Genomic DNA, 25,975 nt, shown 5'->3' with positions numbered 1-25,975 from the left:
CGTGGTTTGTTGTCCCATATGAGGGGTGTTCACATGCCCTGCACCACGCATGCGCGGCGCTGGGATACAATACGCCGATAGCATTATTTAGGTTTACAGGGGAGCTGCAATGATAGAGATCGCCGTCAACAACCTCGCGGCCGCAACAGGGGCCCGAACCGTGACGGGAGAAGTCGATCGGGTATGCCGCGGGTGCGTTATCGACTCGCGCCAGGTCGAGGAAGGGACGATTTTCGTCGCCTTTCCCGGTGAAAACGTCGACGGCAATGATTTTGCTTCCCGTGCCGTCCAGTCGGGTGCCGGCGCCGTCGTGATGACGCGTGAGCCCGAGGCCGAGCTGGTCTCGCTGGCGCAGGACAAGGGCTGTGCCATCTTGCTGACCGATGATCCCGAGGAGTTTCTGCTGCGTTTGGCGCACGCGTATCGCCTGGAGCTTGGCTGCCTGGTCGTTGGCATTACCGGTTCCATCGGCAAGACGACGACCAAGGACGTGCTCGCCGCTGTTCTCGCCAAGCGCTATCGTGTCTGGGCCACCAAGGGCAATTTTAATAACCTGATCGGCATGCCGCTCACGGTGCTTTCCGCTCCGGCCGATACCGAGGTCCTGGTGCTCGAGATGGGCATGAACCATTTCCACGAGATCGAGCGCCTGTCCCAGTCCGCCAATCCCAACCTTGCCATCGTGAGCAAGATTGGCACCTCTCATATCGGTATTTTGGGCAGCCGCGAGAACATCGCCCGCGCTAAGGCCGAGATTGTCCAGGGCATGTGCGCCGCCGGCGACTATTTGCCGCTGCTGGTTTTGGGCGGAGAGGACGACTTTACGCCGTTCATTCGCGACACGTTCGCCCAACCTGCTGGTATCGACGTGATGCTGGCCGGCGTCTCGGACGATGATGAGGTCCGTGCCCGCGACGTTCGCGTTGATGACGAAGGCCGTCCGGTCTTTACGCTCGATTTTGGCCAGGGTGAGACGATCGATACCATGCTTGCCATCCCCGGCGTGCAGTCCGTTCCTAATGCCGTTAAGGCCGCCGCGGTTGCCTATCGCCTGGGCGTGACGCCCGAGCAGATCGATGCTGCCTTTAGGGGTCTCACGATCACCGGACACCGCCAGGAGATCAAGCGCGCCAAGAGCGGTGCACGCGTCATCGATGACTCCTATAACGCCAGTGCCGAATCCATGGCTGCTGGCCTCGATCTGCTGTGCTCGCTTTCGTGCACGGGGTCTCGCATGGCGATCCTGGGCGAGATGGGCGAGATGGGCGATGAGGCTCCTCGCATGCATGAGCTCGTGGGCGCCTATGCCGCCGCCAAGAAGCTCGACATGCTGGCGTGCGTGGGTGGTGAGCTGGCCCAGCTTATGGCCGATGCCGCACGCATGATGGGCATGGACGAGGACCGCATCCAGGTGTTCTCCGATTATCAGCAGGTGCTCGACCGCATGGGCGGCGCGCTTGAAAAACATGATGTTGTACTGGTCAAGGGTTCCCGCTTTGTTGAGCTCGACCGCTTTGTGGAAGGTGTGTGCTAGCCCATGTTCGGCAATCCCTCGTATCCAACGTATCAGGCTTTTTTGGGGCTTGGCATCGCCGCAGCCATTGCGCTGCTGCTCATGCCGTGGTGGATCAAGCTGCTCAAGGTCGAGGGTATCGGCCAGCAGGTTCGTGCCGACGGCCCCAAGCGTCATTTGGTTAAGCAGGGAACGCCCACCATGGGTGGCGTTGTCATCCTCGTCGCGATCTCGCTGACCTGCCTGCTGATGGGCAAGCTCACCACCGAGCTCGTACTCGTACTGCTCGCCACGTTGGCGACCGGCGTGCTGGGCCTGATCGACGACCTGACCTCCGTTACGCATGGGCGCTCGCTCGGTCTGACGCCTCATGCCAAGATGATCGGCCTAACCATTATCTGTGTCACCTTTACGGTACTTGCCGTCAACTGGTGCGGCGTCGCCCCCGAGATTCGTTTTCCCGGTGGGTTGACGATCGACCTTGGCGTGCTTTCGACCACCATCTGCGGCTATTCGTTCCCGTGGCTCTATATTGTCTTTTGCTGGCTGATGATTGCCGGTCTTTCTAATGCCGTGAACCTGACCGATGGCCTTGACGGTCTTGCTGGCGGCACCTCCATGATCGCCATGCTCGCCATGGCTGCCATGGCGTTTTTGCACGGAGACGTGAACCTGTCCATCTTCTGTACCGCGTGTGCCGGTGCCTGCTTGGGCTTTCTGTGGTTCAACTGCTATCCGGCGAGCATCTTTATGGGCGATACCGGCTCGCTTGCTCTGGGCGCCGCGTTTGCCTGCACGTCCATCATGACCAACACCGAGGTCGTCTCCCTCATCATCGGCGGCCTGTTTATCGTTGAGACCCTGTCGGTCATGATTCAGGTTGTCTACTTCCATTTTACGCACAAGCGCGTCTTCCTTATGGCGCCCATCCATCATCATTTCGAAAAGAAGGGCTGGGCCGAGACCAAGGTCGTCATCCGTTTTTGGATTATCGCTGCGGCCTTTGGTGCCGTTGGCCTTGCTCTGTTCTTCCAGTTGGGATAGTGGTCTTTCATGCCTCTTGCTGATGTCTTTAGCCTGCTCGTTTTGGGTCAGGGCAAATCCGGTCTCGATGTCGCCCGCTGGGCGCTGGCACATCCCGAGCGCGTAAGCGCCGCTACCGTGTATGGCGGCGGCACCTCTGAGCCCAATGACGCCACGCGTGCGCTCGAGGCTGCTGGTGCGTCGTTTGTCTATGGGACCGAACAGGTCGAGGGCGCCTATGACGTATGCGTGACGTGCCCGGGCATCTCGGAGTTCTCGGGCTTCTTTAAGGCCGGGCGCGAACATGCCGCTCAGATTATGGGTGAGCCAGAGTTTGCCTATCGCCTGTCGCCCGATAACTGGATTGCCATCACGGGCACCAACGGTAAGACGACCACCACGTCGCTGACTGATTATCTGCTCAAGGCTGCCGGCGAGGCCAGCGTAGCTGTCGGCAACATCGGCGAGCCGCCGGTCAACGAGATTGACGGCCGAGCCCACAACGAGTGGTTTGTGGCTGAGCTCTCGAGCTATCAGATTGCTACGACCACCGAGCTCCACCCTCGCGTGGCAGTGCTGCTCAACATCACTCCCGACCACTTGGGCTGGCATAAGAGCCATAAGAACTATGCGCTTGCCAAGATCAAGCTGTTTGACAATATGGTCGATGACGATCTGGTGGTTGTCGACGTCGAAGACGCCGGCATTCACGAGTTCGATGAGTACATCTATACGCCGGGTCGCCGCATCTGCAAGGTCGCTTTTGACGAGCCCGAGGGTGCAGACGCCGCCTTTGTGCGCGACGGCAAAATGGTCGTGCGCTTGAAGGGCGTCGAGACCCAGCTTGTCGCCACGTCCGAGCTCAAGATCTCGGGCCATCACAATGTCATCAATGCCTTATGTGCCGCCACGGCTGCTCTGGCCGTCGGTGCCGATGTCGATGGTGTCCGCCGCGGTCTGGCCTCGTTCCAGCCGCTCGAGCATCGCGTGGAGCCGTGCGGCGAGATTGACGGTGTGCGCTACGTCAACGATTCCAAGGCGACCAACACCGACGCGGTCGAGAAGGCACTGACGGCATTTCCCGATGACGACGTGATCTTGCTGCTCGGCGGCCACGATAAGGGCACGCCGCTCACGGACTTCGCGCGCGTTGTTATGGATAACGTGCGCTCGGTCGTCTGCTTTGGCGATGCGCGCGAGCGCTTCACCGCCGCTATGGACGAGGCCGATGTCGATGGCGATGTGGATATCGCCCAGGCGGATGACCTACGCGATGCCGTGGACGTTGCCCGTTCGCTGTCGAGCCGTGGCGACGTGATCTTACTTTCTCCTGCCTGCTCTTCGTTCGATGAGTTCTCGGGCTATGAGGAGCGCGGCCGCGTGTTTAAGGACTACGTGGCTCAGCTTGCCGCTGCAGCGAAATCGCAAATGGAATAGGGGTTGCCGGTGAGAGAGGAGAGCCCCCGACAAGGTATGAGGAGGCCCGACTCGGACCGTGCTTCCTCGCGGCGCAGCACACCGCGTTCCGGTCGTGGCAGGCAGTCGTTTAGCGAACGCTATATTGCCGGCGTTCCCGCCCGCATCATGCGCCCCCGTCTGATATTTATGGCCTGCCTGTTTACTTTGGTGTGCTTTGGCCTGCTGATGGTGTACTCGGCGTCTTCGGTCGAGGCGCTGCACGAGAATGGCTCGGCGACGTTTTTCCTGGGTCGACAGGCCGCGTTTGCCGTGGTTGGTGTTCTGGCGCTGATTGCCATCGCGCGCGTTTTGCCGGACAGCTGGTTTGGGGAGGATGTGCTTAGGATCTTCCTTATCGGCATGATAGGGCTACTGTTTCTGGTGTTCTTGGTGGGCAGCGGCAGCCGTGGCGCCACGCGCTGGCTCAACATCGCCGGTATTCAGTTCCAGCCTTCCGAGTTTTTAAAGCCATTTGCCATTGCGTATTCGGCCATCATGCTTGATCGCTTCTTTTCGCCCGGTGGCAACATCAACGAATTCCTTCGCAAGATGGGCATCTACCTGGGTATTTCGCTCTTTCTGATCTTTATCCAGCCCGATTTCGGTACTGTCCTGATCATCCTGTTGACCCTCATGTGCATGGCGTTGTTTGCGGGTCTCGACCCGAGATTTATCATCGGCGTGCTAATCTTCGGCATTCTCGTGATCGTGATTGCACTTGTCGCAGAGCCGTACCGTATGGTGCGTATTCAGGTTGCCTTGAACCCTTGGGCTGACGAGTATGGTGACGGCTATCAGGCCACGCTTGCCATCATGGCCTTTGCCTCGGGCGGTCTGTTCGGCCGTGGCATCGGCAACTCAACCATGAAGTACTCGTATCTGCCCGAGGCGCACAATGACTACATCCTGGCCATCATTGGCGAGGAAGTCGGCTTTGTCGGAACCGTGCTGTTCTTCTTGGTGTTTGCGATGCTGATCTACTCGGCGTTTCGCATTGCCGAGCAGGCGACCGATCGTCGGGGCGCGCTTATGGCGTCTGGCTCCGCGGTCATTCTCGCGGTGCAGTTTTTGATTAACGCGCTGGGCATCCTCAACGTGTTTCCCATGACGGGCAAACCGTTGCCGTTTATTAGCTACGGCGGTTCATCGATTATTGTGTCGCTTATGCTTGCCGGTCTGATCCTGCGCGTTTCGTACGAGAGCGCCCGTCGCGATGAGTACGACCGTCGCCGCGAGAGCTTTGCCGTTATGGATGAGAGTACCGCCGGCGTAGCCCATGTGCGCGGTGAACGACCTTCGCGTAGCGGCTTTACCGTTCTGGATGGTTCTACATCCGAGCCGGCAGCTCGTCCACGTCCGCGGACGGCTCCGCAAGGTCGTCCTCAGCGCCCCAGCCCTCGCAGCGCGGGCGGCGGATATAATCGAATCGATTTGAACTCGGACCCGTCGGCGCGTCTACGCACCGACGACCAGGGACCGCGTGTACGAAGGGACTACCATGACCGATAAGATGACCGTTGCTATTGCAGCCGGCGGCACGGCAGGACACATCAACCCCGCGCTCGCCTTGGCCGAAGAACTGCGTGACCGTGGCCACCACGTTGTGTTCGTGGGCCAGTCGCGCAAGCTCGAGGGTCGTTTGGTCCCCGAGGCTGGGTTTGATTTTGTGCCCATTACGGTCACGGGCTTCGACCGCTCCCGTCCTTGGACGGCGCTGACCTCGCTGTGGCGTGTCAATAAGGCCAAGCGTGCGCTCACCAGTCATTTCTCAAAGGTCGGCAAGCCCGATGCCGCCATCGGTTTTGGTGCCTATGTCGAGGTTCCGCTGCTGGGGTGGTGCAAGGGCGCAGGCGTTCCGTATCTGCTGCATGAGCAGAACTCTGTTCCGGGCCTGGCCAACAAGATGATGAACTCCCACGCCGCCCGCGTGTGCATCTCGGTGCCGGCAGCGCGTTCGGTCTTTGAGCGCGAAGGTGACCCTGACCACGTGCTCATGACCGGCAACCCCGTACGTCGCTCGGTGATCGAGGGCGATCGCGCTCGCGGCCGCAAGGCACTTGGCGTTCCCGAGGACGCTACGCTGCTGCTCGTCTTTGGCGGTTCACTCGGCGCCCAGCACCTCAACGAGCGCGTGGCTTCGCTCAAAAACGAGCTGCTTTCGCGCAAGAACCTCTATGTGTTGCATTCGACGGGTGCCGACGGCTTTGAGGAGACCGAGCGCGCTTTGGCGCTGACGCTCGAGGAGGCGAAGCGTTACCGCGTCCAGCCTTACATCGACAACATGGGCGATATGCTGGCTGCTGCCGATTTGGTGCTCTCGCGTTCGGGTGCATCGAGCGTGGCCGAGATCGCTGCGCTCGCCGTGCCCTCGATACTCGTGCCGTATCCGCATGCGACGGCCGACCACCAAACCACCAATGCCCGTTATCTGGCCGACGCCGGGGCCGGCGTGCTCTGTGCCGATGCCGATATCGACGGTTCTGCCTTTGCCGATGAGCTGCTGCACCTGGTCGATGACGCGGCAGAGCGCGACGTCATGCGTCAGGCGGCGCGTGGTCTGGCTCAGGATAGGGCCGCCGCTCTTCTGGCCGATGCGGTAGAGGGTTTGCGTTAGTTTGACGGGATATCGTCGGTCGCCCTCGCGCTGATGCGGTAGGTGCGGTACAGTTAACAGGTTACAGGCAGTGTTTACGCAAGGAGTACACGAGCACATGGCTGATTCCCAGACTGCAACCTCCGCGCCCGAGTTTAAGAGCGCCCACTTTATCGGTATCGGCGGTGCCGGCATGAGCGGCATCGCCCTCGTTCTGCACGAGCGCGGTTATGCCGTTACCGGCTCCGACCTTAAGACGTCACGTTATATCCGCCAGCTTACCCGCGCTGGTGTGAAGGTGCATGTGGGCCATGAGGCAGCCACGATCGACGAGGTCAAGCCCGACGTGGTTGTTGTCTCCACCGCTATTCCGGAGTCCAACCCTGAGCTCGTGCGCGCTCGCGAGCTGGGCATTCCCGTGTGGCCCCGTGCCAAGATGCTCTCTGCTTTGGGCCACGGCTACACTACCGTCGCTGTTGCCGGCACGCATGGCAAGACCACCACGTCTTCGATGTGCGCCACCATGCTCGACCGCATGGGTCTGGATCCGAGCTTCTTGATCGGCGGCATCGTCGAGGGCTATGACACGAACGGCAAGAACGGCTCGGGAGACTACTTTGTCGCCGAGGCCGACGAGTCCGACAGCTCCTTCCTGTTCCTGAACCCCAACGTGGTCATTGTGACCAACGTCGAGGCCGACCACCTCGATCACTACTCGGGTATCGAGGAGATCGAGGCAACTTTCGCCAAATTCATGAGCCTGGTGGGCGAGGACGGCACCGTCATCGTCTGCGGCGAGGACCCGCATCTGGTCGAGCTCGCCAAGTCGACGGGCCGTCACGTGCTTTCCTACGGCTTTGCCGAGAGCAACGACATCGTCTGCGTGCACCCGGATGTCAAGGGCATCCAGAGTGACTTTATCGTTCGCTTTGAGGACGGCACTGAGCACGCTGTGGAGATCAAGAGCAATCCCGGTCGCCACAACATGCTCAACGCCACGGCGGTGCTCACCGTCGCCCATGTCCTGGGCCTTGACATCGACGCCGCCGCCAAGGCGCTCTCGAGCTTTGAGGGCGTCCGCCGTCGCTTTACCCACGTGGGCGATATCGATGGCATCACCGTGGTCGATGATTACGGCCATCACCCCACCGAGATCAAGGCGACGCTTGCCGCCGCTTCGTCGCTGGGCTACAAGCACGTCGACGTCGTGTTCCAGCCGCACCGCTATTCGCGCCTGCAGGCCCTGTGCGACGACTTTGCCGATGCATTTGCCAATGCCGATAAACTGCTGCTGATTGATGTGTTCTCGGCTGGCGAGATGCCCATTCCGGGTGTCACCTCTAAGATGCTCGCCGATACCGTGCGCGCCAAGCATCCTGGCAAGGAGGTCGTGTACTGCTCCAGCCGTCTTGAGCTCAATCAGGAGCTCGAGCAGATGGTGGGCGAGGGCGACCTGCTGCTCACCATGGGTGCCGGCGACGTTACGACCGTCGGTCCCGAGTTCATTGAGTATCTGACTGCCAAGAAAGACGCTTAAGTCTAATGGGTCTGTTTAACGCCGTCATGGCGCTCTCGGGCATGATCGACACGGATGTGATCGAGGACGAGCGCCTTGCGCGTCATACGAGCTATCGTATCGGCGGCAAGGCCGACCTCTTTGTGACGTGCCATAGCTATCATGCCCTCCGCCGCGCCGTGGCGGTGCTCGATCGCGAGCAGGTGCCGTGGGTCATCATCGGCAAGGGCTCCAATCTGCTGGTTGCCGATGGCGGTTATCGCGGTGCCGTCATTTCGCTCGGACGTGAGTTTCAGCGCACGGTTGTTGCCGATGACGGTTGTACGCTGACGGTCGGTGCGGGCGTGATGTTTGCGCGCCTGGTCAACGATGCCCTGTCGCGTAGCCTCTCGGGCCTTGAGTTTGCCGTTGGCATTCCTGGTTCGGTCGGCGGTGCGATATCTATGAATGCCGGCACACGGACCGAGTGGATTGGCTCGCTGGTTGAGGATGTCGTAACGTTTGACCCGGCATCCGGTATCAAGCATTATGCGGGGTCCGAGATCACTTGGGGCTACCGCGAATGTAGCCTTCCCCGCAATGAGATCATCCTCGAGTGCGTGCTCAAGCTAAAACCGGCGCCCAAGGCCGACATTCGCGAGCGCATGGAGCGGTACCTTACAAGGCGCAAGCGTACGCAGCCCATGGGTCGCGCATCCTGCGGGTCTGTCTTTCGCAACCCGCCCGATGCGAGTGTGGGCAAGCTTATCGAGGATTGTGGATTAAAGGGTTTTTCGATTGGCGGCGCGGAAGTTTCGCCCGTTCACGCTAATTTTATCGTTAATAACGGAATTGCCTCGGCCGATGACGTTGCCGCGGTTATTAGACATGTGCACGGAAAGGTGAGGGAGGCGTATGGCATCGAGCTCAGACCGGAAGTTAAATTCCTCGGCTTCTAGAGCATCGAAACCCACCTTCCGCCGCGCCGGAGGGCGTTCCGGCGCGCCTGCCAAACCTCAACGCAATACCGTCGCGCACTCTAAGTCTGTCGGGCATGCTCGACAGACCAGTCGTCCGGTCGTCGGCTCGCAGCTCGGTAATCGTCCGGCCGCAAAAAAGTCCTCGCGTCCCTCGGTGACGTCAAAGCCTGTTATGGGCGCCAAGCCTGCCCGTCCCATGGCAGCTCCCAAGCCCTCGACGGGAACTAAAGCGGCGCGTCCAGGTCGCACGCTGGGCGCATCGAAACCGCGCTCGCTGACATCGGTGCCGGCTACCGCCAAGAAGCCTTCGAGTAAAAAAGGTTTCAACCCGTTATCTTCACTTGGAGCGATGGCAAATAAAACATCAGACGCCGTTTCTGTCGTTACAGGCAAAGGCAAAATCGTGGGCGGCGTTCTGGCCGTCTTGGCCGTGCTCGTCGTCGTTGCCATCGTGGTGATCAACTCTGGACTGTTTACTGCCACTGATATTCAGATTCAAGGCAGCGAGCATGTGACGAAGCACGATGCTATCCAGCTGATCGACTTGCCCGAGGGAACGTCGCTTTTTAACGTCGATCCCGACCAGATTACCGAGGATCTCAAGCAGAACCCGTGGGTTTCGGGCGTGGATGTCCAGCGCCAGTTTCCCCATACGCTTATCATCACGCCGACGGAGCGTAAAGTTATCGCCATTGCGTATATCAGCTCCGACGACCTTGCCTGGGCTATCGGAGACGATGACACCTGGATCGCCCCGCTGTCGACGTCGGTCGAAGTGGACGACCAGGGCAACGCCATCACGACAGGGCAGGGCTCAAATACCTTGACCGGAATCGATGCCGCGCTGGCGCTCGCCAAGCATTATGGCGCGGTGTTGTTGACTGATGTCTCGGCGGATGTCGCTCCGGTTTCCGGCCAGGCGGTGAACTCCAAAGCCGTTAAGGCCGGCCTGGATTATGTGCGTGGTTTTTCGAGCGAGTTCTTGGGACAAGTCAAGGATATTTCCACGCCTTCGGTCGAAGCCATCTCGGCAAACCTCAATAACGGCATTGAGGTGTCGCTGGGCGATTCGGACGATATCGCCAAGAAGGAACGCGTAGTCACCAAGTTGCTTTCGCAGGTAGAGGGCGTAACGTATATCAATGTGCGCTCTCCGGGCAACTACACATTTAGGAATGCTCCGACCTCGTAGCGCTGGTTGATGCTTTGTTGAGGGGCCATACCACGCCGTTTATCTGGTTTGTTTGGTTTTCACGGTCAATTATTTGACTGATACGTTCATAATGTGCAAACATAATACGGTTTACCTTTGCATTTACTTTCAACCTGAAGGTTAATGTGCGCAGGGGTCGACCCATGCTATGGCTATAACCTTTGTTCGGAGGACCGACATGCACGAGACAGAGATCAACAACTACCTTGCCGTCATTAAGGTGGTCGGCGTCGGCGGCGGCGGTACCAACGCGGTCAATCGAATGATCGAAGAGGGCATCCGCGGCGTCGAGTTTGTTGCCATCAACACCGATGCTCAGGCACTCGCGATCTCTGATGCCGATATCAAGGTGCACATCGGCACCGATCTTACCCGCGGCCTGGGCGCCGGCGCCAATCCCGAGGTTGGCCGCAAGGCTGCCGATGAGTCCCGCGACGACATCGCCGAGGCGCTCGCTGGCGCCGACATGGTGTTTATCACCTGCGGCGAGGGCGGCGGCACCGGTACCGGCGCTGCTCCCATCGTTGCCGATATCGCGATGAACGAGGTCGGCGCACTGACCGTCGCCGTCGTGACCAAGCCCTTCACCTTCGAGGGCCGCAAGCGTAAGAAGAGCGCCGAGGAGGGCATCAAGACCCTCTCCGATTGCGTCGACACCATGATCGTCATTCCTAACGATAAGCTGCTCGACATCGCCGAGAAGAAGACCACCATGCTCGAGGCCTTCGCGATTGCCGATGGCGTCCTTTCCCAGGGCACCCAGGGCATCACCGACCTCATCACCGTCCCCGGTATCATCAACCTGGACTTCGCCGATGTTAAGACCATCATGAAGCAGGCCGGTACCGCCATGATGGGTATCGGTACCTCTTCTGGGGATACTCGTGCCGTCGACGCTGCCCAGCAGGCCATCTCCAGCCCGCTGCTCGAGAGCTCCATCGATGGTGCCACGCGCGTGCTGCTCTCCATCGCCGGTTCCAAGGACCTGGGCATCCAGGAGATCAGCGACGCCGCCGACGTTGTCGCCAACGCCGTCGACCCCGAGGCCAACATCATCTTCGGTACCGTTGTCGACGAGTCCCTGGGCGATCAGGTGCGTATCACCGTCATCGCTACGGGCTTCTCCGACTCCAACGTCAACCGTCAGGATGAGCTTTTTGCTGCTCAGCAGTCTCAGAGCAAGGCCGCTGCCTCCGCTGAGCCGCAGCGCACCGCTCCGGCTGCCAGCCCGGCTCAGGCCGCTCCGACCCGCAACGTCGGTGGTACCGAGCTGCCCAACTTTGGCAACGACCAGTTCGAGCTTCCCGACTTCCTAAAGCGCGGTAGCTTCTAGTTCGTTTTTCTCAACGACCTGCACGGGGTGTGTCCATTCGGATGCACCCCGTTTTGTTTCTCGTTTGTAAACGAAAGCCTCCAATCTCCTTACGTTCCCTTTACGTTTGGTCCCTACCGCTGCGGGTATCCTTTTAAGGAAGTATGACAGCCGTATAAACGCGGACTGCGCGGCGACGCCGCGGTACTTGTGTTATTAGGAGGCTTTAGTATGGCAGCACGTGCGGACAACGTTTCGCGTGTCGACCATGATGGAGTTACGTTGGTGGAGGGCGCGACATCCGATGTCCGCTTTGCCTTTACCGAGCGCACCGGTGGCGTTTCTGAAGATGCGTACTCCTCGCTCAACCTGGGCTCGCATGTAGGCGATGACCCCTTTGCTGTTCAAGAAAATCGTCGTCGAGCGCTCGAAGCTATGGGCGCCACTGAGTGCGAGCATAATCTGCTCGTGCCCAATCAGGTACATGGTGACCATATCGTTACGGTGACTTCGAACGGCGCCGACGATCTTGAGGCTGTTCGCGAGCAGATTGCCGAGGGCTGCGACGCCATCGTCTGTACGGCCCATGACGTGCCCGTGCTGCTCTGCTTTGCCGACTGCGTTCCCGTGGTGCTGGTGGCCCCCAGCGGATTTGCCGTGGTGCACTCCGGTTGGAAGGGCACGATTGCACGTATTTCTGCCAAGGCGTGCCAGGCGCTTTGCGATGCTGCCGGCTGCGATGCGAGCGACGTTTCCGCCTATATCGGGCCCCATATCCTGGGTGACGAGTACGAGGTTTCCCAGGAGCTCATGGATCGCTTTGCCGCCGAGTTCTCTTGGATCGATGCGAGTACCTCTCGCATGCTCGATCTTTCCGCTGCCATTTGCGAGGCGCTGGTAGATGTCGGTGTCGACGCGGATAATATCGTGGATACCCAGCTTTCGACCGTGCGTCAGAACGACCGCTTTTATTCCTACCGTAACGAGGACGGCACCTGTGGGCGCCATGCCGCGATCGGCGTGATGCTATGAGAAAGATCGTATCGGTCCTGAGCGCCGCTGTGCTTACGCTTACGCTGTGCGCCTGTTCTTCGGGATCTTCTACCTCTTCCATTACTGTGGCCGGCTCCACGACCTGCCTTCCTATCGCCGAGATTGCGGCAGAGGGCTTTAAGGAGGAGACCGGCATCGACGTGCTCGTTTCCGGTTTGGGTTCTTCCGCTGGCATCGAAGCCGTCAGCGCTGGCACGGCCGATATCGCCAGCTCCTCCCGTGGACTCAATGCCGACGAACAGGATTTGGGCCTGACTCCCATCGTCATTGCCCACGACGGTATCGCGGTCATCGTGAACGACGATAACCCGGTCGATAACCTCTCGACCGAGCAGCTCCGCGATATTTACGCCGGCAAGATCACCAACTGGAAAGAAGTCGGTGGCGAGGACCTGAGGATTCAGGTCATCAACCGAGATGAGGCGTCCGGCACGCGTGAGGCCTTTCGCACCATCGTGATGGACGGCACCCCGTTCGATCGCCGCTCGGCCGTTCTTTCGGGCACGGGCCAGGTGCGCGACGTGGTATCTCGTTCGCGCGGTGCCATTGGCTACATTTCGCTGGGCTTCGTCGATAGCCTCAACGCCAAGACCTCGGTCAAGGCCGTCTCGGTCAATCATGTTGAGGCGTCCGAGAAGACGGTCGCGAGCGGCGGCTATCCCATCTCACGCGACCTTTACTTCTTTGTGAAGGGTGCGCCTTCGCAACAGGCGCAGGATTACATCGACTACGTGACGTCCGAAAAGATGGACAAGCAGATTCGCGAGGCGGGCTTTATCCCCGTCACCAACGACGAGAAGGGGAGTGAGTAGCATGGAAGCACAGGAAAACTCCCAGACTGAGCGGAATGTTCAGACGCCCAAGAAGCGCGAGCTGGCGCTCGTATCGCGCAGTACCTATATCAAGGAGAAGGCGCTGCAGTGGATCTTCTTTGCCTGCGCGTTCTTGGCGGTCGTTACCGTCATCCTGATTTTTGTCTTTACCACGTACTCGGCGCTGCCCGTCTTTACCGACATCGGTCTGGCGGACTTCTTTAGCTTTACGTGGGCGCCCTCTGAGGGTCACTACGGCATCGTGTCGCTGCTTGCCGGCTCGGGTCTGGTGACCGTCGGTGCGCTCGCCATGGGTGTGCCCCTAGGCGTGGGCACGGCCGTGTATCTGGTCGAGATCGCCAGCAAGCGCGTGCGCAAGCTCATCAGCCCTGCCGTTGACCTGTTGGCCGGCATCCCTTCTATCATCTATGGCTTCTTTGGCATGATCATCATCCGTCCATTTATCGCGCAGCTGACCGGTGGTCTTGGTTTTGGTGCGCTGACGGCGTGGTTCGTGCTTGCCATCATGATCGTCCCTACCATCACCACGCTCACCATCGATGCCCTCAATTCCATTCCCATGGGCATTCGCGAGGCATCGTATGCCATGGGCGCCACCAAGTGGCAGACTATCTATAAGGTCGTGTTACCTGCCGCCAAGCTGGGTATCGTGGATGCCATCGTGCTGGGTATGGGCCGTGCCATCGGCGAGACCATGGCCGTGCTCATGGTCGTGGGTAACGCCCCGGTTATTCCCGACAGCATTGCGAGCCCCATCTCGACGCTCACGAGCCAGATTGCGCTCGACATGAGCTATTCCTCGGGTCTGCATCGCTCGGCGCTGTTCGGCATGGGCGTGGTCCTGTTTATCATTTCCGCCACGCTGGTGGGCATCGTCCGCCTGGTTTCCAAGAAGAAGAGGGGGTAGGCTATGTCCGATTCCGTTGACACGACGGTCGATACGACCTCGTCGCGCGAGCGCATCAAGCGTGCCCTTTCCCACGGCAAGAAGGGCCGCATCAACAAGGACCTGTCCAACAAGATCATGCTTGGCGTGTTCCGTGCCGCGGCATACATCACCACGCTGGTGCTGGTCGCTATCATCGCCTACGTGGTCATCAACGGCCTGCCACACATCTCGCTCGACTTTATCTTCGGTTGGCCCCAGGGCGTCAACGCCGAGGGCGGTATTTGGCCCACGATCGTCTCGACCGTCTATGTGACGGCGCTCGCCATGCTTATCTGCACGCCGATCGCTGTGCTGGCAGCCGTCTATCTGGCCGAGTACGCCAAGCAGGGCAAGATCGTCGAGCTCATTCGCTACGCTGCTGACGCTTTGGCCTCGGTGCCCTCCATCGTTATGGGCCTGTTTGGCTACGCCTTGTTTGTCGAGGCTATGGGTCTGGGCCTTTCGATGGTCTCGGCCGCTCTGGCGCTTGCGCTCTTGATGCTTCCCATCGTCATGCGCACCACCGAAGAGGCCATTCGGGCCGTTCCGCGCTATATCCGTTGGGGCGCGTACGGCTTGGGCGCCACCAAGTGGCAGGTCGTCTCTAAGATCGTGCTTCCTTCTGCCTTTGGCCGTATTGCCACGGGCATCGTCCTCGCCATCGGCCGCGCCATCGGTGAGACCGCCGTGGTGCTCTACACCATGGGTCAGGCCATCAATCTACCTATCTCGCCGCTCGATTCCGGCCGCCCCATGACCGTTCACCTGTACCTGCTTGCCAACGACGGCATCAACATGAACGCAGCCTACGGCACCGCGCTCTTGCTGATGGTGATCATTCTGGCCTTCAACCTGTTTGCGCGCTTCCTGTCGCGCAAGCGTCGCTAGTTAAGGAGTCCCATGTCCGTTTATCAGTCCGCTCCCACGCTGGAGCAAGCGGCCATTACGGCCAAGGATTTCAACTTTTGGTACGGTGACTTTCATGCGCTGACGGGGCTCGACCTCAACATCGCCAAAAACGCCATTACCTCCTTCATTGGCCCTTCGGGCTGCGGTAAGTCGACGTTTTTGCGCTGCATCAACCGCATGAATGACCTGATCGAGGGTACGCGCGTCGAGGGCACCATGACGCTCGACGGCAACGATATCTATGCCGAGGGCGTCGACCCGGTCGACCTCCGTCGCCGCGTGGGCATGATTTTTCAGCAGCCCAACCCGTTTCCCAAATCCATCTACGAGAATGTCGCCTTTGGCCCTCGTCTGCAGGGCGTGACTAGCAAAAGCGACCTCGATGACATCGTGGAAGAATCGCTCAAGCGCGCCAACCTCTGGAAAGAGGTATCCAATCAGCTCAACAAGGATGGTTTGGCGCTCTCGGGCGGTCAGCAGCAGCGTCTGTGCATCGCGCGCGTGCTTGCGGTGCAACCCGATGTCCTCCTGATGGACGAGCCCTGCTCCGCCATCGACCCCACGTCCGTCTCTAAGGTCGAGGATTTGATGGCCGAGCTGGCGCCCGAGATGACGATCATCATCGTCACGCATTCAATGCAGCAGGCAGCTCGTATCAGCGACTACACCGCATTCTTCTTGCAGGAAGTTGCCGGTGAGCCTGCCACGCTCATCGAGTATGGTCAAACCGACGCGATCTTCACCAGCCCGGTGGACTCGCGGACGGAAGACTATATCACCGGCCGCTTTGGCTGATCGGTGCGACTAGTCCCAAGCCGATCGGACCTGGTCCGGTGCGTATTCACTGTGCGGGCGGCATGACCGCACCCAACTGATTGGAGTGAACCATGCGTAAACTGTTTTCCCGTCAGCTCATCGAGGCCCGCCACGAGATGCTGAGCATCTACGAGGCCGTCGATCTGGCCCTCCACGATGCCGTTAAGGCCTATGTGACCGACGACCGCAAGCTCGCCACCAAGACCAAGAAACGTACGCTTTCGATTGACGCGCGCTGCGCCAACCTGGAGGCCGTCTGCTACAACCTGATCGCCACGCAGTCACCGGTCGCCTCCGACTTCCGCCTGCTTCAGACGATCATCTACGTCGACTTTAACCTGCAGCGCATGACCGATAAGGTCCGTCAGATCTGCCGTGCCACGCGTCATATGATCAAGGCCGACATCTCGCTGCCCCAGGAGCTCGTCGGTACGGTTGAGGCCGAGGCCGAAGCTGTTTACCAGGTGCTGGGCTCTTCGCTTTCTGCGCTCGTCACCAATGACATGTCCATCATCTGCAACCTGGCCGTCGAGGACGAGCCAGTGCACGCCGCCTACGAGAAGTTCTTCCGCACCTTTAACCGTATGGATACGGGCGACTTTATGGACGACGACAGCAACTATGACGACCTGCGCCGCGCCATCATGGTTTCGCGCTACCTCGATCGCATCGCTTCCATTTCCATCGATGCCGCTTGCCGTCTGACCTTCCTGTTGACTGGTCAGCGTATGAACGCCGGCGATATCGCCCGTGTGGACGAGGATGAGCTCGAGAGCATGCGCGTGCCTTCGGGCGAGGGTGTTATCATGAGGCCCGCCGTCGACGCTCGCTACGTTGCCAAGGTGCCCGCTAACGAGGTCAGCGAGGGTCTTCGCTACCTGCTCGATCATCTTGAGGACGAGGACGATGGCGAGGACGACGAGGAGTAAGTGACCCCGTTCGTCGAAAGATTGTAAATACCTAAGTGAGCGCGGCCTTGCACATGCGGGGCCGCGCTCTTGCGTTAGCATGGGACTACTTGTTTGGCTGTCAGCGGAGGCGATTAGCAATGGATAACTATTTGGACTTGATGCGCGCTCGCCGCGAGCAGATTCTGGAACGTTTTTATGCGGCGCTCGATCGCGCGGGCCGCCCCCACGACGCCGCGCGCCTCATTGCCGTGTCCAAGACCGTTGGTGTCGATGAGACCGTTGCCGCCATCCAGACGGGGTATCGCCATTTTGCCGAGAACCGCCCGCAGGAGCTGGTTCGCAAGCTCACGGGTCTGGCGGAGCATCCGGAGCTGCCCGAGGTGCGCTTCGATATGATCGGCAACCTGCAGACCAATAAGATCAATGCGGTGCTGGGCTCAGCCGAGCTGATTCACTCGGTGGGTTCGCTGCATCTGGCGCAGGCGATCTCGAGCCGTGCTGTCCGCAAGATTGAGGCAGGCGAGCTCGCCGGCCCCCAGTGTGTGCTCATCGAGGTCAATGTGAGTGGTGAGGAGTCGAAGGGAGGCTTTTCGCCCGATGAGATTCGCGCCGCCGCGGGTGAGCTTGCGGAACTTGAGGGAATTTGCGTACAGGGGCTTATGACTATGGCGCCCCGGGGGAATAAGGATGTGGCACGCCGCACCTTTGCGGGGCTTCGTGAGCTGAGGGATGAGCTGGAGGCGGCGCATCCCGATTTGAACCTGCCTGAGCTTTCCTGCGGCATGAGCGAGGACTTTGAGCCTGCCCTTGAGGAGGGCTCTACGCTCGTTCGCCTGGGCAGGGTAGTATTTAGCCCGGAGTTTGCAGTAAAATAAGGCTCTGAAGTGCGCACTGATTATCGGGGCGCCTGCACTAAACCGCGAGAGGACACAACCATGGGCTTCCTTGACGAGATTAAAAATAAGATGCACCTGGGCGGCCAGCAGGGTTACGACCAGGGTTATGGCCAGGACGACGACTACGGCTACGATGACGGCTATGACGATGGTTATCAGGGCAACGGCTACAGCGGTGCTTCGGGCGAGGGCTTCTACACCCAAGACGAGCCGAGCAACGGCCTGCTTGGTCAGACGCGCCGTGGTGAAGCTGAGTCGGTTGCCGTGTATACGCGCTCCGGTCAGCTGGTCGGCGATGACTCCCGCCATGCCACGACGTATAACCCGCCTTCGCGCTCGCAGGACAGTGTTGCGAGCGGTTATCGTCCTGGTGCCTATGACACGCCGTCGAGCTACGCCGAGAACACCCGCGCCCGTGCCGCCGCTGCACCCGCGCCTGCACCGAGCGATGCCTCGGCCTATGCGAGCAATATCATCAACGCCACGCCGCAGCTGCCGGCCTATGTCCTGCGCCCCGAGAGCTATGACGACGTGGAGACCGTGGTGCGCCGCGTTCGCACCAAGCAGCCTGTCGCACTGATTTTTGTGGGCGTACGCACCGAAGTTGCCAAGCGCGTCTTGGACTTCTCTTACGGCTTTGCCTGCGGTCTGGGCGCCACGGTCAAGGAGGTAGGCGACCGCGTGTTCATGGTGCTGCCCGCCGGTTGCGAGGTCAAAGATTCCGATCTCAAGAAGCTTCGTGCCGACGGCTACCTTAAGTAAAGACAAGACGAGGAGATTCTCATCAACATCTACACCATTGTCCAGCTGGTCAACACGCTGTTCAACTTCTACTCCACGCTCATCGTGGTCTATTGCTTTATGACGTGGATTCCCATGAAGCAGGGCGGCCTGCTGCAGGATATCGCTGCAGTGCTCGATAGCGTCTGCGGCCCGTGGCTCAACCTCTTTCGTCGGTTTATCCCGCCGATGGGCGGCGTTGATTTTTCGCCGGTCGTTGCGATTATTGCGTTGCAGTTGGTGCAGAGGCTGATTCTGCAGCTTCTTATAGGTATACTCGTATAGAACTGACTTAGTAACTTACGTCGGGCGTGTAGCGCCGAGGCGATGAAAAAGGAGACTTGTTATGGCTATTACCCCTGCAGACATCCAGGCTCAGACTTTCTCTGAGGCCAAGCGTGGCTACGATCCTGCCGAGGTCGACGTCTTCTTGGAGACGCTGTCCTCCGAGGTTGACGCTATGCTTGCCAAGATCGTTGATCTTAAGGGTCGCCTGACCGCCACCGAGCAGCAGCTTGCCGACGCGCAGGCTCAGCTTGCCCAGGCCCAGGATACCGCCGCTCAGGCCGTTCCCGCTGCTCCTGTGGCCGCTCCCGCACCCGACTTCTCCGCTCAGGAGCGTCAGATCTCCGCTGCCCTGATCGCTGCCCAGCAGACCGCCGAGGCAATTGTCAACGACGCCAACGAGAACGCTGATCGCATCCGCAACGAGGCTGACGCCAAGGCCCGCGAGGTTATCCGCCAGGCTCTGACCGAGAAGCAGGCCGAGCTCGAGGAAATCGACCGTCTGAAGGCTTCCCGCGAGGAGTTCAAGGCCGAGTATCTCAAGCTCATCCAGCACTTTATGGACGACGCCCAGAACTCCTTCCCGGCCGACCTCATGGCCTCCACGCCGGTCGGTTCTGCCGCTTCTCCCGCGGTGACCGTTCCCGCCGCCGAGCCGCTGCCCGTCGCCGATCCGGTTGTCCCCGTGGCCGATCCCTTCGCCCCGATCGACAACTTTGCCGCCGACGACCTGGACTAGCACCAGAACTACAATCTAGTGTCCGTAAGAGGAGCTCGCATTAGTGGGCTCCTTTTTTGGATGCATGCGGGTTGGAAAACAAAACGCCGAGCTCTGGATGCGGTGGCGCAGAACTCGGCGAAGGGCGCGTGGTAGAAGGTAGATTTTAAGGCATGTCCCAAAAATCTACTTGAGGAGGAAGTCGGAGAGGGGAATGGTGCGAGCCTCTCGATGCTCGGGGTCGGCGATATGGTCGGCAGGATAGCCACAGACGAGCATATGATAGGGATAGACACCCTCGGGCAGGTCGAACTGCTCAAGGGCCACCTCGGGCTTAAAATGGCACACCCAGCACGTTCCCAAGCCTTGCTCCTCGGCCTCCATCATCATCTGATCGCAAACGATCGAGGTATCGATGGCACTCGAGTTCATCTGGTCATAAGGGCGCACCCAAGCATCATTGGTAACGCTGCAAACAAGGAAAATGAGCGGAGCGCCAAAGATGGACCCATCACGAGCAAACCGAGGCTGACAAGCAGCAGCCTTCTCCAACAGCTCGGGCGTATCCAGCACCATCACACGCGAAGGATGATTATTGCAAGCAGAAGGAGCAATACGCCCAGCCTCAACAATGGCATCCACCACAGCCTGCTCAACAGAACGATCCTCAAACTCGCGACAAGAATAACGACCCCGAGCCAGATCCAAATAAGACATACAAGCCCTCCAACAATTAAAAATCAACCAAACCCAAAGTAACCCAAACAGTACCCAAAGCAGCAATCAGCCAAACGCTCATCAAGGGCCAAAGTGTCCGAACGGATACCAAAGGTCCCTTCAGCCAAACCCCCATTGCGCTAAACCTATCAGCCAAAGTTCCCAATGGTGGTGCATAAGGGAGCGGGCCCGGCCACTAATAACCTTTTGACGACTCTGCTTGCAGCCGGAGTGAAAAAGGTTATTAGTGGCCGGGCCCGCGACCGGTGGGACATGTACCCCCAATTAACTGTTCTTCATGACAATCGAATCCACGACATCGGCCACATTCTCACAGCAGTCGGCGCAGTACTCCAGGAAGGCATATACGTCACGCCAAGCGATGACCTCGAGCGGGTCCTTGCCGTTGACGTGCAGGTTGCGCATGGCGTTGATGTAGAGCTCGTCGGCCTCGGACTCGATGGTGTTGATCTGAATGACCAGTTCGCGCAGCGTCTTGGACTTGCGGTAGTTGGGCAGCTCGACCATCAGGTCCTTCATGGCGCGGCAGGCGTCGGTCACCTTGTGGGCGATGACGATGGCGTCGGGATGGATGCTCTGGATGTTGGTGAAGTAGACGCGCTGCACGACGCCCTCAATACGGTCGAGCACGGTGTCGAGCGCGCAGCTCATCAGATCCAGATCCTCGCGCTCGAGCGGGGTGATAAAGGCGGTGAGCAGGGCGTCTTCGAGCTCGTGGTGCTTCTTGTCTGCCGCATGCTCAATCGCATGCATCTCCTCGAGCATGTCGTGGATCTGCGCGGGATCAAAGTTCTCAAAAATCTTGATGAGCAACTCTGCGGCCTGGACAGCAAGGTCGGCGCAGGCGACGTAGTTGTCAAAGTAGAACGAATCGGGTTTCTTTGCCATGGGTGGGTCCTTTCGAGGCGAAGACGGGTGGGCGAAGTGTTGCGGTCCAGATGGACGTTCGGTTTGACTAGAGGAACATCATGAACAGCTTGGCCATGACAAAGCTGATGAGTCCGCAGGCGGGGAAGGTGAAGAACCAGGTGAACATCATGTCCTTGACGACGCCGAAGTTGATGGCCGAGAGGCGCTTGACGGCACCGACGCCCATGATGGCGCAGGTCTTGATGTGTGTGGAGGACACGGGGATGCCGGTAAGGGTGGCAAGCAGCAGGTTCGCGGCGCCCGCGAGGTCGGCGGAGAAGCCCTGATACTTCTCGAGCTTAACCATGCTCTGGCCGACGGACTTGATGATGCGCTCACCGCCCACGCTGGTGCCGATACCCATGGTGGCCGAGCACAGCAGCATAATCCAGATGGGGATGCCGGCATCGCCGACGCTGGTCTGGCCGTTTGCGAAGGCCACGCCTAAAAAGAGCACGCCGATGAACTTCTGTCCATCCTGCGCGCCGTGCATAAAGCTCATGGCCGCAGCGCTCGCGATCTGAGCGTATTTAAAGAAGACATTGGCACGTCGCCTGTTGGCGGCGGCGAAAAGAATCGAGACGAGTTTGCACAGGACCCAGCCCATGACAAAGCCCAGGCCGATGGAGAGCGCCAGGCCGTAGATGACCTTCATCCACTCGTGGACGTTGACGCTGCTCGCGCCGCCGAGGGCGATAGCGGCACCGGTCAGGCCGGCGATAAGGCTGTGGCTTTGCGAGGTGGGGATGCCAAAACGCGACGCTGTGGCGCCGTAGACGACGATGGAGAACAACGCCGCGCACAGGCAGGCGAGCGCCATGGTGCTGTTTCCGCCAAAATCGACGATATGTGAGATGGTGTTGGCGACGCTCGCATTAAAGTGCGTCATGATGAGCACGCCGAGGAAGTTGAATGCGGCGCTCATGAGAATGGCGGCGCGGGCGGGCATGCAACGCGTAGTGACGCAGGTCGCGATGGCGTTGGGCGCGTCGGTCCATCCATTGACGAAGATGGCGCCCAACGCGAGGATCACGGTGACGGCAAGGACTGGGTTCGACACAATTTGGCCGAGGAAGGTTGAGAACGTTACGTCCATATATGGGCTTTCTCGAAGTTTGCAGACACGTTACAAAAACATGATAAATCGTATCACCTCCTACGGGTTTCTTTGCCGAGTTCTGATGGGAGAAGTAATTTTTTGGCACTAAAATTGAATATTAGCCCTGTTGACCGTGGGTGTTCTTTTTGCTATCACGCCATGCGGACACGCGCGTTCGCTCCGACACTCCAAAACCACAGTCTGTTCGCTTTACAACATGCAAACATGCGTTCGATAATAGGAGACATGGAATATCGACAGACAGATGGCAAAACTCGGCGCGTGCACAAGCAGTATGTGGACGTCGTGGCTCGCATCCTCGCGGGCGGACAGGTCGTGCCGGTCACCGTCTGCTGGGTCGACGGTCGTTGCTTTACGATTGACGAGATTGTCTCGACCGCTGGGTTTGGCCTGACGGTTCACGGCATCCGTACGGCAACCTATAAGGTGCGTTTTGGCGGGCACGCGACCGAGTTGTATCTGGAGGACCAGACGCGCGAACGACCAGATGGCTCGCAGGCCCACCTGATGCGTTGGTGGGTGTGGGCATTCGACCGTACGCTTGAGGGCGAGCGCCGTAGGTAAGGACGCACGGCGTTCGGGTACAATGACAGGAATCTTGTCAGCTACTGCGCCGTTATTTGTGGCGCTTTTTGAAAGGACGAACCTATGAACGATATCCAGGGCTATCAGAACGGCCCCGTCGAGAGCGGCGCAAGCCGCGCCAAGGAGATGTCGCCGCGCGCGTACAATCTCACCATGTCTGCCCTGATCTTCTTGGGCTTTTGCGCCATGGGCGCCGGCGCCTACTTTACGAGCACCATGTCGTTTGCGCGCATGATGATGAGCGGCGCCGCCTTGCCGCTGGTCTTTGGCTCGTTTATTTTGACCATCGTCGGCATGGTTATGATGTCGGCTGCTGCCAGCAAACAGTCCGTGGGCCTGTCCCTTGTGGGCTACGTAATCTTTGCGAGTACCTTTGGCCTGACCGCGTCGTTTGGCCTTGCCAACTACGACCTGCCCACCATCAACACTGCCTTTATCGCCACGGCCGCCATCACCTTTGTCTTTGGCGCCTTGGGCGTGACGTTCCCCAAGTTTTTCCAGCGCGTATATGGCATCGGTTTTGGCATTCTGCTCGCCACTATTCTGGTTGAGATCGTGCTGATGTTCATGGGCGTCTCGCAGACCATCACCGACCTGATCGTGATCGTGGTGTTCGCCGGCTTTATTGGCTACGACACCTATGTTGCCACGACAGTGCCGCCTACACTGCCCAACGCCGTGCTCATGGCGTCCAATCTGTTCGTGGACATTATCAACGTGTTCCTGCGCATCCTGAACATCCTTGGCCGTCGCGACTAGTGGCGAATTGCGGTGGTGCTCGCCGTGCGTGTAAATCGATGCGAAAGGCGGTCCTTCGGGGCCGTCTTTTTTGTATGCGGCGGGGTATCATGGATGGAAAAAGCCGATAGCGGCAGCGACAGGAAAGGTGGCCACGTATGGCAGACGTCGACAACAGGAACCGTAACCGCAGGTCTAATCGCGCGGGTCAGCCCAATCCCAAGCGCGAGGCCCGTGCCAAGGCCGCCGAGCGTCACGTGGCAACTGTGTCCGAAGCGTGCGCCAAGGATATCGAGCGTTCGCTTGCCGGTGTTCGCGAGTTTGACGGTATGCCTGCCGGCTTTGTCGCGGCGATGAAGGCCAAGGTTCAGAGTGCTGTGGCCGCCGAAGAACAGGTTGCCGAGGACGTCGAGGGCGCGGAGGCTGCCGAGACCGAGGCGGCGCCCGAGACCGAGGCAGCGCCTGAGCCCGTCGAGGAGTCTGCCGAGGAAATCGCTGAAGCTGAGTCCGCGCCTGCTGAGGAGCCCGCTCCGGTTCTGCCCGAGGTCACCGTGCTCGATGCCTCCGCCACGCAGGCCATCCTGGACAACGGTCGTGGCTATGCGCAGTTCTGCGACATGGCCGTGCTCGCCTTTGCCTCGTTCACCAACCCGGGCGGTGGCTATATTCAGGGTTATCTGGGCCAGGAGGCCACGCTGTGCGCCGATTCGTATCTGTACAACGTTCTCGATAAGCAGCGCAAATGGTACGGCGAGAACCGTCGCCGCAACATCAACTGCGAGCTTTACCGAAACCGTGCGCTGGTGGTGCCTGCGGTGCGCTTCGACCGCAACCACGTGCATGCATACGCCGACGTGATCGTGGCCGCCGCGCCCAACGTCAAGCGCGCCCGCCAGGAGTATCGCGTGAGCGACGATGCTCTGCTGGATGCCCTGCGCGACCGCATTCGCTTTGTGCTTGCCATCTGCGACGAGCTGGGTCGCGAGAAGCTCGTGCTGGGCGCTTGGGGCTGCGACAACAACGGCTTTGACGCAGAGACCGTGGCCGAGCTCTTCCGCAAGGAGCTCGCGTCGGGCGACTTTAAGGTCAAGCAGGTCTTCTTTGCCGTGCCTTCTACGCGCTGGGATGAGGATTTTGCCAAGTTCGAGCACGTGCTGGCAAACTTCCCCGAGCGCAACGAGGAGTCCTATGCCCAGGTTGCCGCTCGCGCTGCGGCAGCTCGCGCCGCCGAGCAGGCCCAGGCTGCTACCGAGGATGATGAGGACGAGGACGATTGGCGCAAGTACCTGTAATCGGTACGTGCTGACAGATAGGCCGAGCCGACGGGAGAGGCTGCTTCCGTCGGCTTTTTACTGAGCGAGGGGCTTACGATGAAAAACGTTCTATGCTTTGGCGACAGCAACACCTATGGTTACGATCCGGCGGGCATGCGCGACGGCACCGCGGTGCGCTATGCGCAGGATGTGCGCTGGTGCGGCGTGGCCCAACGTGACTTAGGCGAGGGCTGGCATGTAATTGAAGAAGGCCTCAACGGCCGCACGACGGTACGCGACGACATGTGCCATCTGGATACCAATCTTAACGGCATCCGCGCGCTGCCGATGCTGCTCGAGGCCCATAAGCCGCTGGATGCGATCGTTATTATGCTGGGAACTAACGATTGCAAGACGGTCTTTGGTGTGACGGCCTCCGATATTGCCCGTGGCACCATGGCACTGATTCGCGCGGTGCGTGCATTTCCCTGGACCAATGTCGCACCCTGCCCGCGTATTCTGCTGATGGCACCTATCAAGATCAAGCCGCAAATCGCCGATGTATATATGACCGATTTTGACGAGCGTTCCGTCGAGGCCTCGGAGCATTTTGCTGAATACTATGCGCACGTAGCCAAGCAGTTTGGCTGCGACTTTTTGAATGCAGCGGAGTTTGCCGAGCCGGGCGATATCGACTATCTGCATATGATGCCCGAAAGCCACGAGAGCTTGGGACATGCCGTGGCAGCCAAGCTCCAAGAGATGCTCGGTGAGTAGCACGGCCCCAAACCACCACAGAGTTCCCCTTGCGGGGGCTTGTTTCGTTTGTTTGTCTTGATCTGTAACAGTTCCAAGGCCGAAAACGGGCTAGATGTTACAGATTAAGATTATTTAGGTCGATATCGATTGTTTGTCT

26 protein-coding genes are annotated in these 25,975 nt (G+C 59.5%); 23 read left to right on the top strand and 3 right to left on the bottom strand.

Annotated elements, in window-relative coordinates; genetic code table 11:
- The first annotated feature begins 109 nt into the window (after positions 1–109).
- The 19 genes from murF (at position 110) to DXD16_RS03535 (ending at position 19,737) form a co-directional block, all read left to right on the top strand.
- Entirely contained in the window at positions 110–1,534 is a 1,425-nt protein-coding gene (murF, locus tag DXD16_RS03625; protein WP_117655150.1) for a UDP-N-acetylmuramoyl-tripeptide--D-alanyl-D-alanine ligase, read from the top strand.
- Between the two features lie 3 nt (positions 1,535–1,537).
- Complete coding sequence (mraY, locus tag DXD16_RS03620; RefSeq protein WP_089571579.1) at positions 1,538–2,557, top strand: phospho-N-acetylmuramoyl-pentapeptide-transferase; 1,020 nt, start codon at positions 1,538–1,540, stop codon at positions 2,555–2,557.
- A gap of 9 nt (positions 2,558–2,566) precedes the next feature.
- Complete coding sequence (gene murD / locus DXD16_RS03615; protein WP_117655149.1) at positions 2,567–3,973, top strand: UDP-N-acetylmuramoyl-L-alanine--D-glutamate ligase; 1,407 nt, start codon at positions 2,567–2,569, stop codon at positions 3,971–3,973.
- 36 nt (positions 3,974–4,009) lie between these two features.
- Positions 4,010–5,503 carry a putative lipid II flippase FtsW gene (gene ftsW, locus DXD16_RS03610; protein ID WP_117655148.1) on the top strand — a complete coding sequence of 498 codons (1,494 nt, stop codon included), beginning with the start codon at positions 4,010–4,012 and terminating at the stop codon, positions 5,501–5,503.
- Complete coding sequence (gene murG / locus DXD16_RS03605; protein WP_117655147.1) at positions 5,493–6,608, top strand: undecaprenyldiphospho-muramoylpentapeptide beta-N-acetylglucosaminyltransferase; 1,116 nt, start codon at positions 5,493–5,495, stop codon at positions 6,606–6,608. The genes ftsW and murG overlap by 11 nt, the downstream gene beginning before the upstream one ends.
- A gap of 97 nt (positions 6,609–6,705) precedes the next feature.
- Positions 6,706–8,124 carry a UDP-N-acetylmuramate--L-alanine ligase gene (murC, locus tag DXD16_RS03600; protein WP_099431529.1) on the top strand — a complete coding sequence of 473 codons (1,419 nt, stop codon included), beginning with the start codon at positions 6,706–6,708 and terminating at the stop codon, positions 8,122–8,124.
- A gap of 5 nt (positions 8,125–8,129) precedes the next feature.
- Positions 8,130–9,041 carry a UDP-N-acetylmuramate dehydrogenase gene (murB, locus tag DXD16_RS03595; protein ID WP_117655146.1) on the top strand — a complete coding sequence of 304 codons (912 nt, stop codon included), beginning with the start codon at positions 8,130–8,132 and terminating at the stop codon, positions 9,039–9,041.
- Positions 9,042–9,465: 424 nt separating this feature from the next.
- Positions 9,466–10,254 carry a cell division protein FtsQ/DivIB gene (locus DXD16_RS03590; RefSeq protein WP_233502595.1) on the top strand — a complete coding sequence of 263 codons (789 nt, stop codon included), beginning with the start codon at positions 9,466–9,468 and terminating at the stop codon, positions 10,252–10,254.
- Positions 10,255–10,453: 199 nt separating this feature from the next.
- A complete protein-coding gene (ftsZ, locus tag DXD16_RS03585) occupies positions 10,454–11,608 on the top strand; it encodes a cell division protein FtsZ (protein WP_055251674.1) in 1,155 nt (384 codons plus the stop codon).
- Positions 11,609–11,818: 210 nt separating this feature from the next.
- Positions 11,819–12,619 (top strand): polyphenol oxidase family protein, encoded by an 801-nt coding sequence (locus DXD16_RS03580; protein WP_117655144.1) that lies wholly within the window; start codon positions 11,819–11,821, stop codon positions 12,617–12,619.
- A complete protein-coding gene (locus DXD16_RS03575; RefSeq protein WP_055251678.1) occupies positions 12,616–13,452 on the top strand; it encodes a phosphate ABC transporter substrate-binding protein in 837 nt (278 codons plus the stop codon). Before DXD16_RS03580 ends, DXD16_RS03575 begins: the two co-directional genes overlap by 4 nt.
- Position 13,453: 1 nt before the next feature.
- On the top strand, positions 13,454–14,380 hold the full coding sequence (gene pstC / locus DXD16_RS03570) for a phosphate ABC transporter permease subunit PstC (RefSeq protein ID WP_117584223.1): 927 nt from the start codon (positions 13,454–13,456) through the stop codon (positions 14,378–14,380).
- Between the two features lie 3 nt (positions 14,381–14,383).
- Entirely contained in the window at positions 14,384–15,289 is a 906-nt protein-coding gene (pstA, locus tag DXD16_RS03565) for a phosphate ABC transporter permease PstA (protein WP_055251684.1), read from the top strand.
- 12 nt (positions 15,290–15,301) lie between these two features.
- On the top strand, positions 15,302–16,105 hold the full coding sequence (gene pstB, locus DXD16_RS03560; protein WP_089571588.1) for a phosphate ABC transporter ATP-binding protein PstB: 804 nt from the start codon (positions 15,302–15,304) through the stop codon (positions 16,103–16,105).
- A gap of 92 nt (positions 16,106–16,197) precedes the next feature.
- Positions 16,198–17,055 (top strand): PhoU domain-containing protein, encoded by an 858-nt coding sequence (locus DXD16_RS03555; RefSeq protein ID WP_117655143.1) that lies wholly within the window; start codon positions 16,198–16,200, stop codon positions 17,053–17,055.
- Between the two features lie 119 nt (positions 17,056–17,174).
- The gene (locus tag DXD16_RS03550) at positions 17,175–17,912 is read left to right on the top strand and encodes a YggS family pyridoxal phosphate-dependent enzyme (RefSeq protein WP_117655142.1); all 738 of its coding nucleotides are present in this window, start codon (positions 17,175–17,177) and stop codon (positions 17,910–17,912) included.
- 60 nt (positions 17,913–17,972) lie between these two features.
- The gene (locus DXD16_RS03545) at positions 17,973–18,695 is read left to right on the top strand and encodes a cell division protein SepF (protein WP_022094497.1); all 723 of its coding nucleotides are present in this window, start codon (positions 17,973–17,975) and stop codon (positions 18,693–18,695) included.
- 15 nt (positions 18,696–18,710) lie between these two features.
- Positions 18,711–18,998 (top strand): YggT family protein, encoded by a 288-nt coding sequence (locus tag DXD16_RS03540; RefSeq protein ID WP_164473347.1) that lies wholly within the window; start codon positions 18,711–18,713, stop codon positions 18,996–18,998.
- A 61-nt stretch (positions 18,999–19,059) separates the two neighbouring features.
- A complete protein-coding gene (locus tag DXD16_RS03535) occupies positions 19,060–19,737 on the top strand; it encodes a DivIVA domain-containing protein (protein ID WP_117640320.1) in 678 nt (225 codons plus the stop codon).
- A 165-nt stretch (positions 19,738–19,902) separates the two neighbouring features.
- On the opposite strand, the gene DXD16_RS03530 is transcribed toward DXD16_RS03535, so the two are convergent.
- The 3 genes from DXD16_RS03530 to DXD16_RS03520 form a co-directional block, all read right to left on the bottom strand.
- Positions 19,903–20,433, bottom strand: a complete 531-nt coding sequence (locus tag DXD16_RS03530; protein ID WP_117655141.1) for a nitroreductase family protein — start codon at positions 20,431–20,433, stop codon at positions 19,903–19,905.
- Positions 20,434–20,718: 285 nt separating this feature from the next.
- Positions 20,719–21,342 (bottom strand): DUF47 domain-containing protein, encoded by a 624-nt coding sequence (locus DXD16_RS03525; protein ID WP_117655140.1) that lies wholly within the window; start codon positions 21,340–21,342, stop codon positions 20,719–20,721.
- Between the two features lie 67 nt (positions 21,343–21,409).
- Positions 21,410–22,459 (bottom strand): inorganic phosphate transporter, encoded by a 1,050-nt coding sequence (locus DXD16_RS03520; protein ID WP_117655139.1) that lies wholly within the window; start codon positions 22,457–22,459, stop codon positions 21,410–21,412.
- A gap of 249 nt (positions 22,460–22,708) precedes the next feature.
- On the opposite strand from DXD16_RS03520, the gene DXD16_RS03515 reads away from it, so the two are divergent.
- The 4 genes from DXD16_RS03515 to DXD16_RS03500 all read left to right on the top strand — a co-directional run bounded on the left by DXD16_RS03515 (position 22,709) and on the right by DXD16_RS03500 (position 25,836).
- Positions 22,709–23,047 (top strand): hypothetical protein, encoded by a 339-nt coding sequence (locus tag DXD16_RS03515; protein WP_138374472.1) that lies wholly within the window; start codon positions 22,709–22,711, stop codon positions 23,045–23,047.
- A gap of 84 nt (positions 23,048–23,131) precedes the next feature.
- Complete coding sequence (locus tag DXD16_RS03510) at positions 23,132–23,827, top strand: Bax inhibitor-1 family protein (protein ID WP_117655137.1); 696 nt, start codon at positions 23,132–23,134, stop codon at positions 23,825–23,827.
- Between the two features lie 137 nt (positions 23,828–23,964).
- Positions 23,965–25,098, top strand: a complete 1,134-nt coding sequence (locus DXD16_RS03505) for a TIGR02452 family protein (RefSeq protein ID WP_022094505.1) — start codon at positions 23,965–23,967, stop codon at positions 25,096–25,098.
- 78 nt (positions 25,099–25,176) lie between these two features.
- Positions 25,177–25,836: an SGNH/GDSL hydrolase family protein gene (locus DXD16_RS03500; protein WP_117655136.1), complete on the top strand. Its 660-nt coding sequence runs from the start codon at positions 25,177–25,179 to the stop codon at positions 25,834–25,836.
- The last annotated feature ends 139 nt before the right edge of the window (positions 25,837–25,975 follow it).

It is taken from the genome of Collinsella sp. TF11-5AC, from assembly GCF_003436775.1.
GTDB lineage: Bacteria > Actinomycetota > Coriobacteriia > Coriobacteriales > Coriobacteriaceae > Collinsella.
Note: the sequence above shows the minus strand (reverse complement) of the source record. Positions and strands in the feature narration are given on the sequence as shown.

Excerpts from the sequence above, each read along its gene's own strand:
- DXD16_RS03510 (WP_117655137.1), top strand. The coding sequence starts at position 23,132 with ATGAACGATATCCAGGGCTATCAGAACGGCCCCGTCGAGAGCGGCGCA.
- murB (WP_117655146.1), top strand. The coding sequence starts at position 8,130 with ATGGGTCTGTTTAACGCCGTCATGGCGCTCTCGGGCATGATCGACACG.
- ftsZ (WP_055251674.1), top strand. The coding sequence starts at position 10,454 with ATGCACGAGACAGAGATCAACAACTACCTTGCCGTCATTAAGGTGGTC.
- murF (WP_117655150.1), top strand. The coding sequence starts at position 110 with ATGATAGAGATCGCCGTCAACAACCTCGCGGCCGCAACAGGGGCCCGA.
- murD (WP_117655149.1), top strand. The coding sequence starts at position 2,567 with ATGCCTCTTGCTGATGTCTTTAGCCTGCTCGTTTTGGGTCAGGGCAAA.
- DXD16_RS03550 (WP_117655142.1), top strand. The coding sequence starts at position 17,175 with ATGGATAACTATTTGGACTTGATGCGCGCTCGCCGCGAGCAGATTCTG.
- DXD16_RS03580 (WP_117655144.1), top strand. The coding sequence starts at position 11,819 with ATGGCAGCACGTGCGGACAACGTTTCGCGTGTCGACCATGATGGAGTT.
- ftsW (WP_117655148.1), top strand. The coding sequence starts at position 4,010 with ATGAGGAGGCCCGACTCGGACCGTGCTTCCTCGCGGCGCAGCACACCG.
- DXD16_RS03545 (WP_022094497.1), top strand. The coding sequence starts at position 17,973 with ATGGGCTTCCTTGACGAGATTAAAAATAAGATGCACCTGGGCGGCCAG.
- DXD16_RS03555 (WP_117655143.1), top strand. The coding sequence starts at position 16,198 with ATGCGTAAACTGTTTTCCCGTCAGCTCATCGAGGCCCGCCACGAGATG.
- pstB (WP_089571588.1), top strand. The coding sequence starts at position 15,302 with ATGTCCGTTTATCAGTCCGCTCCCACGCTGGAGCAAGCGGCCATTACG.
- pstA (WP_055251684.1), top strand. The coding sequence starts at position 14,384 with ATGTCCGATTCCGTTGACACGACGGTCGATACGACCTCGTCGCGCGAG.
- DXD16_RS03505 (WP_022094505.1), top strand. The coding sequence starts at position 23,965 with ATGGCAGACGTCGACAACAGGAACCGTAACCGCAGGTCTAATCGCGCG.
- mraY (WP_089571579.1), top strand. The coding sequence starts at position 1,538 with ATGTTCGGCAATCCCTCGTATCCAACGTATCAGGCTTTTTTGGGGCTT.
- murG (WP_117655147.1), top strand. The coding sequence starts at position 5,493 with ATGACCGATAAGATGACCGTTGCTATTGCAGCCGGCGGCACGGCAGGA.
- murC (WP_099431529.1), top strand. The coding sequence starts at position 6,706 with ATGGCTGATTCCCAGACTGCAACCTCCGCGCCCGAGTTTAAGAGCGCC.
- DXD16_RS03575 (WP_055251678.1), top strand. The coding sequence starts at position 12,616 with ATGAGAAAGATCGTATCGGTCCTGAGCGCCGCTGTGCTTACGCTTACG.
- DXD16_RS03525 (WP_117655140.1), bottom strand. The coding sequence starts at position 21,342 with ATGGCAAAGAAACCCGATTCGTTCTACTTTGACAACTACGTCGCCTGC.
- DXD16_RS03500 (WP_117655136.1), top strand. The coding sequence starts at position 25,177 with ATGAAAAACGTTCTATGCTTTGGCGACAGCAACACCTATGGTTACGAT.
- DXD16_RS03530 (WP_117655141.1), bottom strand. The coding sequence starts at position 20,433 with ATGTCTTATTTGGATCTGGCTCGGGGTCGTTATTCTTGTCGCGAGTTT.
- DXD16_RS03520 (WP_117655139.1), bottom strand. The coding sequence starts at position 22,459 with ATGGACGTAACGTTCTCAACCTTCCTCGGCCAAATTGTGTCGAACCCA.
- DXD16_RS03515 (WP_138374472.1), top strand. The coding sequence starts at position 22,709 with ATGGAATATCGACAGACAGATGGCAAAACTCGGCGCGTGCACAAGCAG.
- DXD16_RS03535 (WP_117640320.1), top strand. The coding sequence starts at position 19,060 with ATGGCTATTACCCCTGCAGACATCCAGGCTCAGACTTTCTCTGAGGCC.
- pstC (WP_117584223.1), top strand. The coding sequence starts at position 13,454 with ATGGAAGCACAGGAAAACTCCCAGACTGAGCGGAATGTTCAGACGCCC.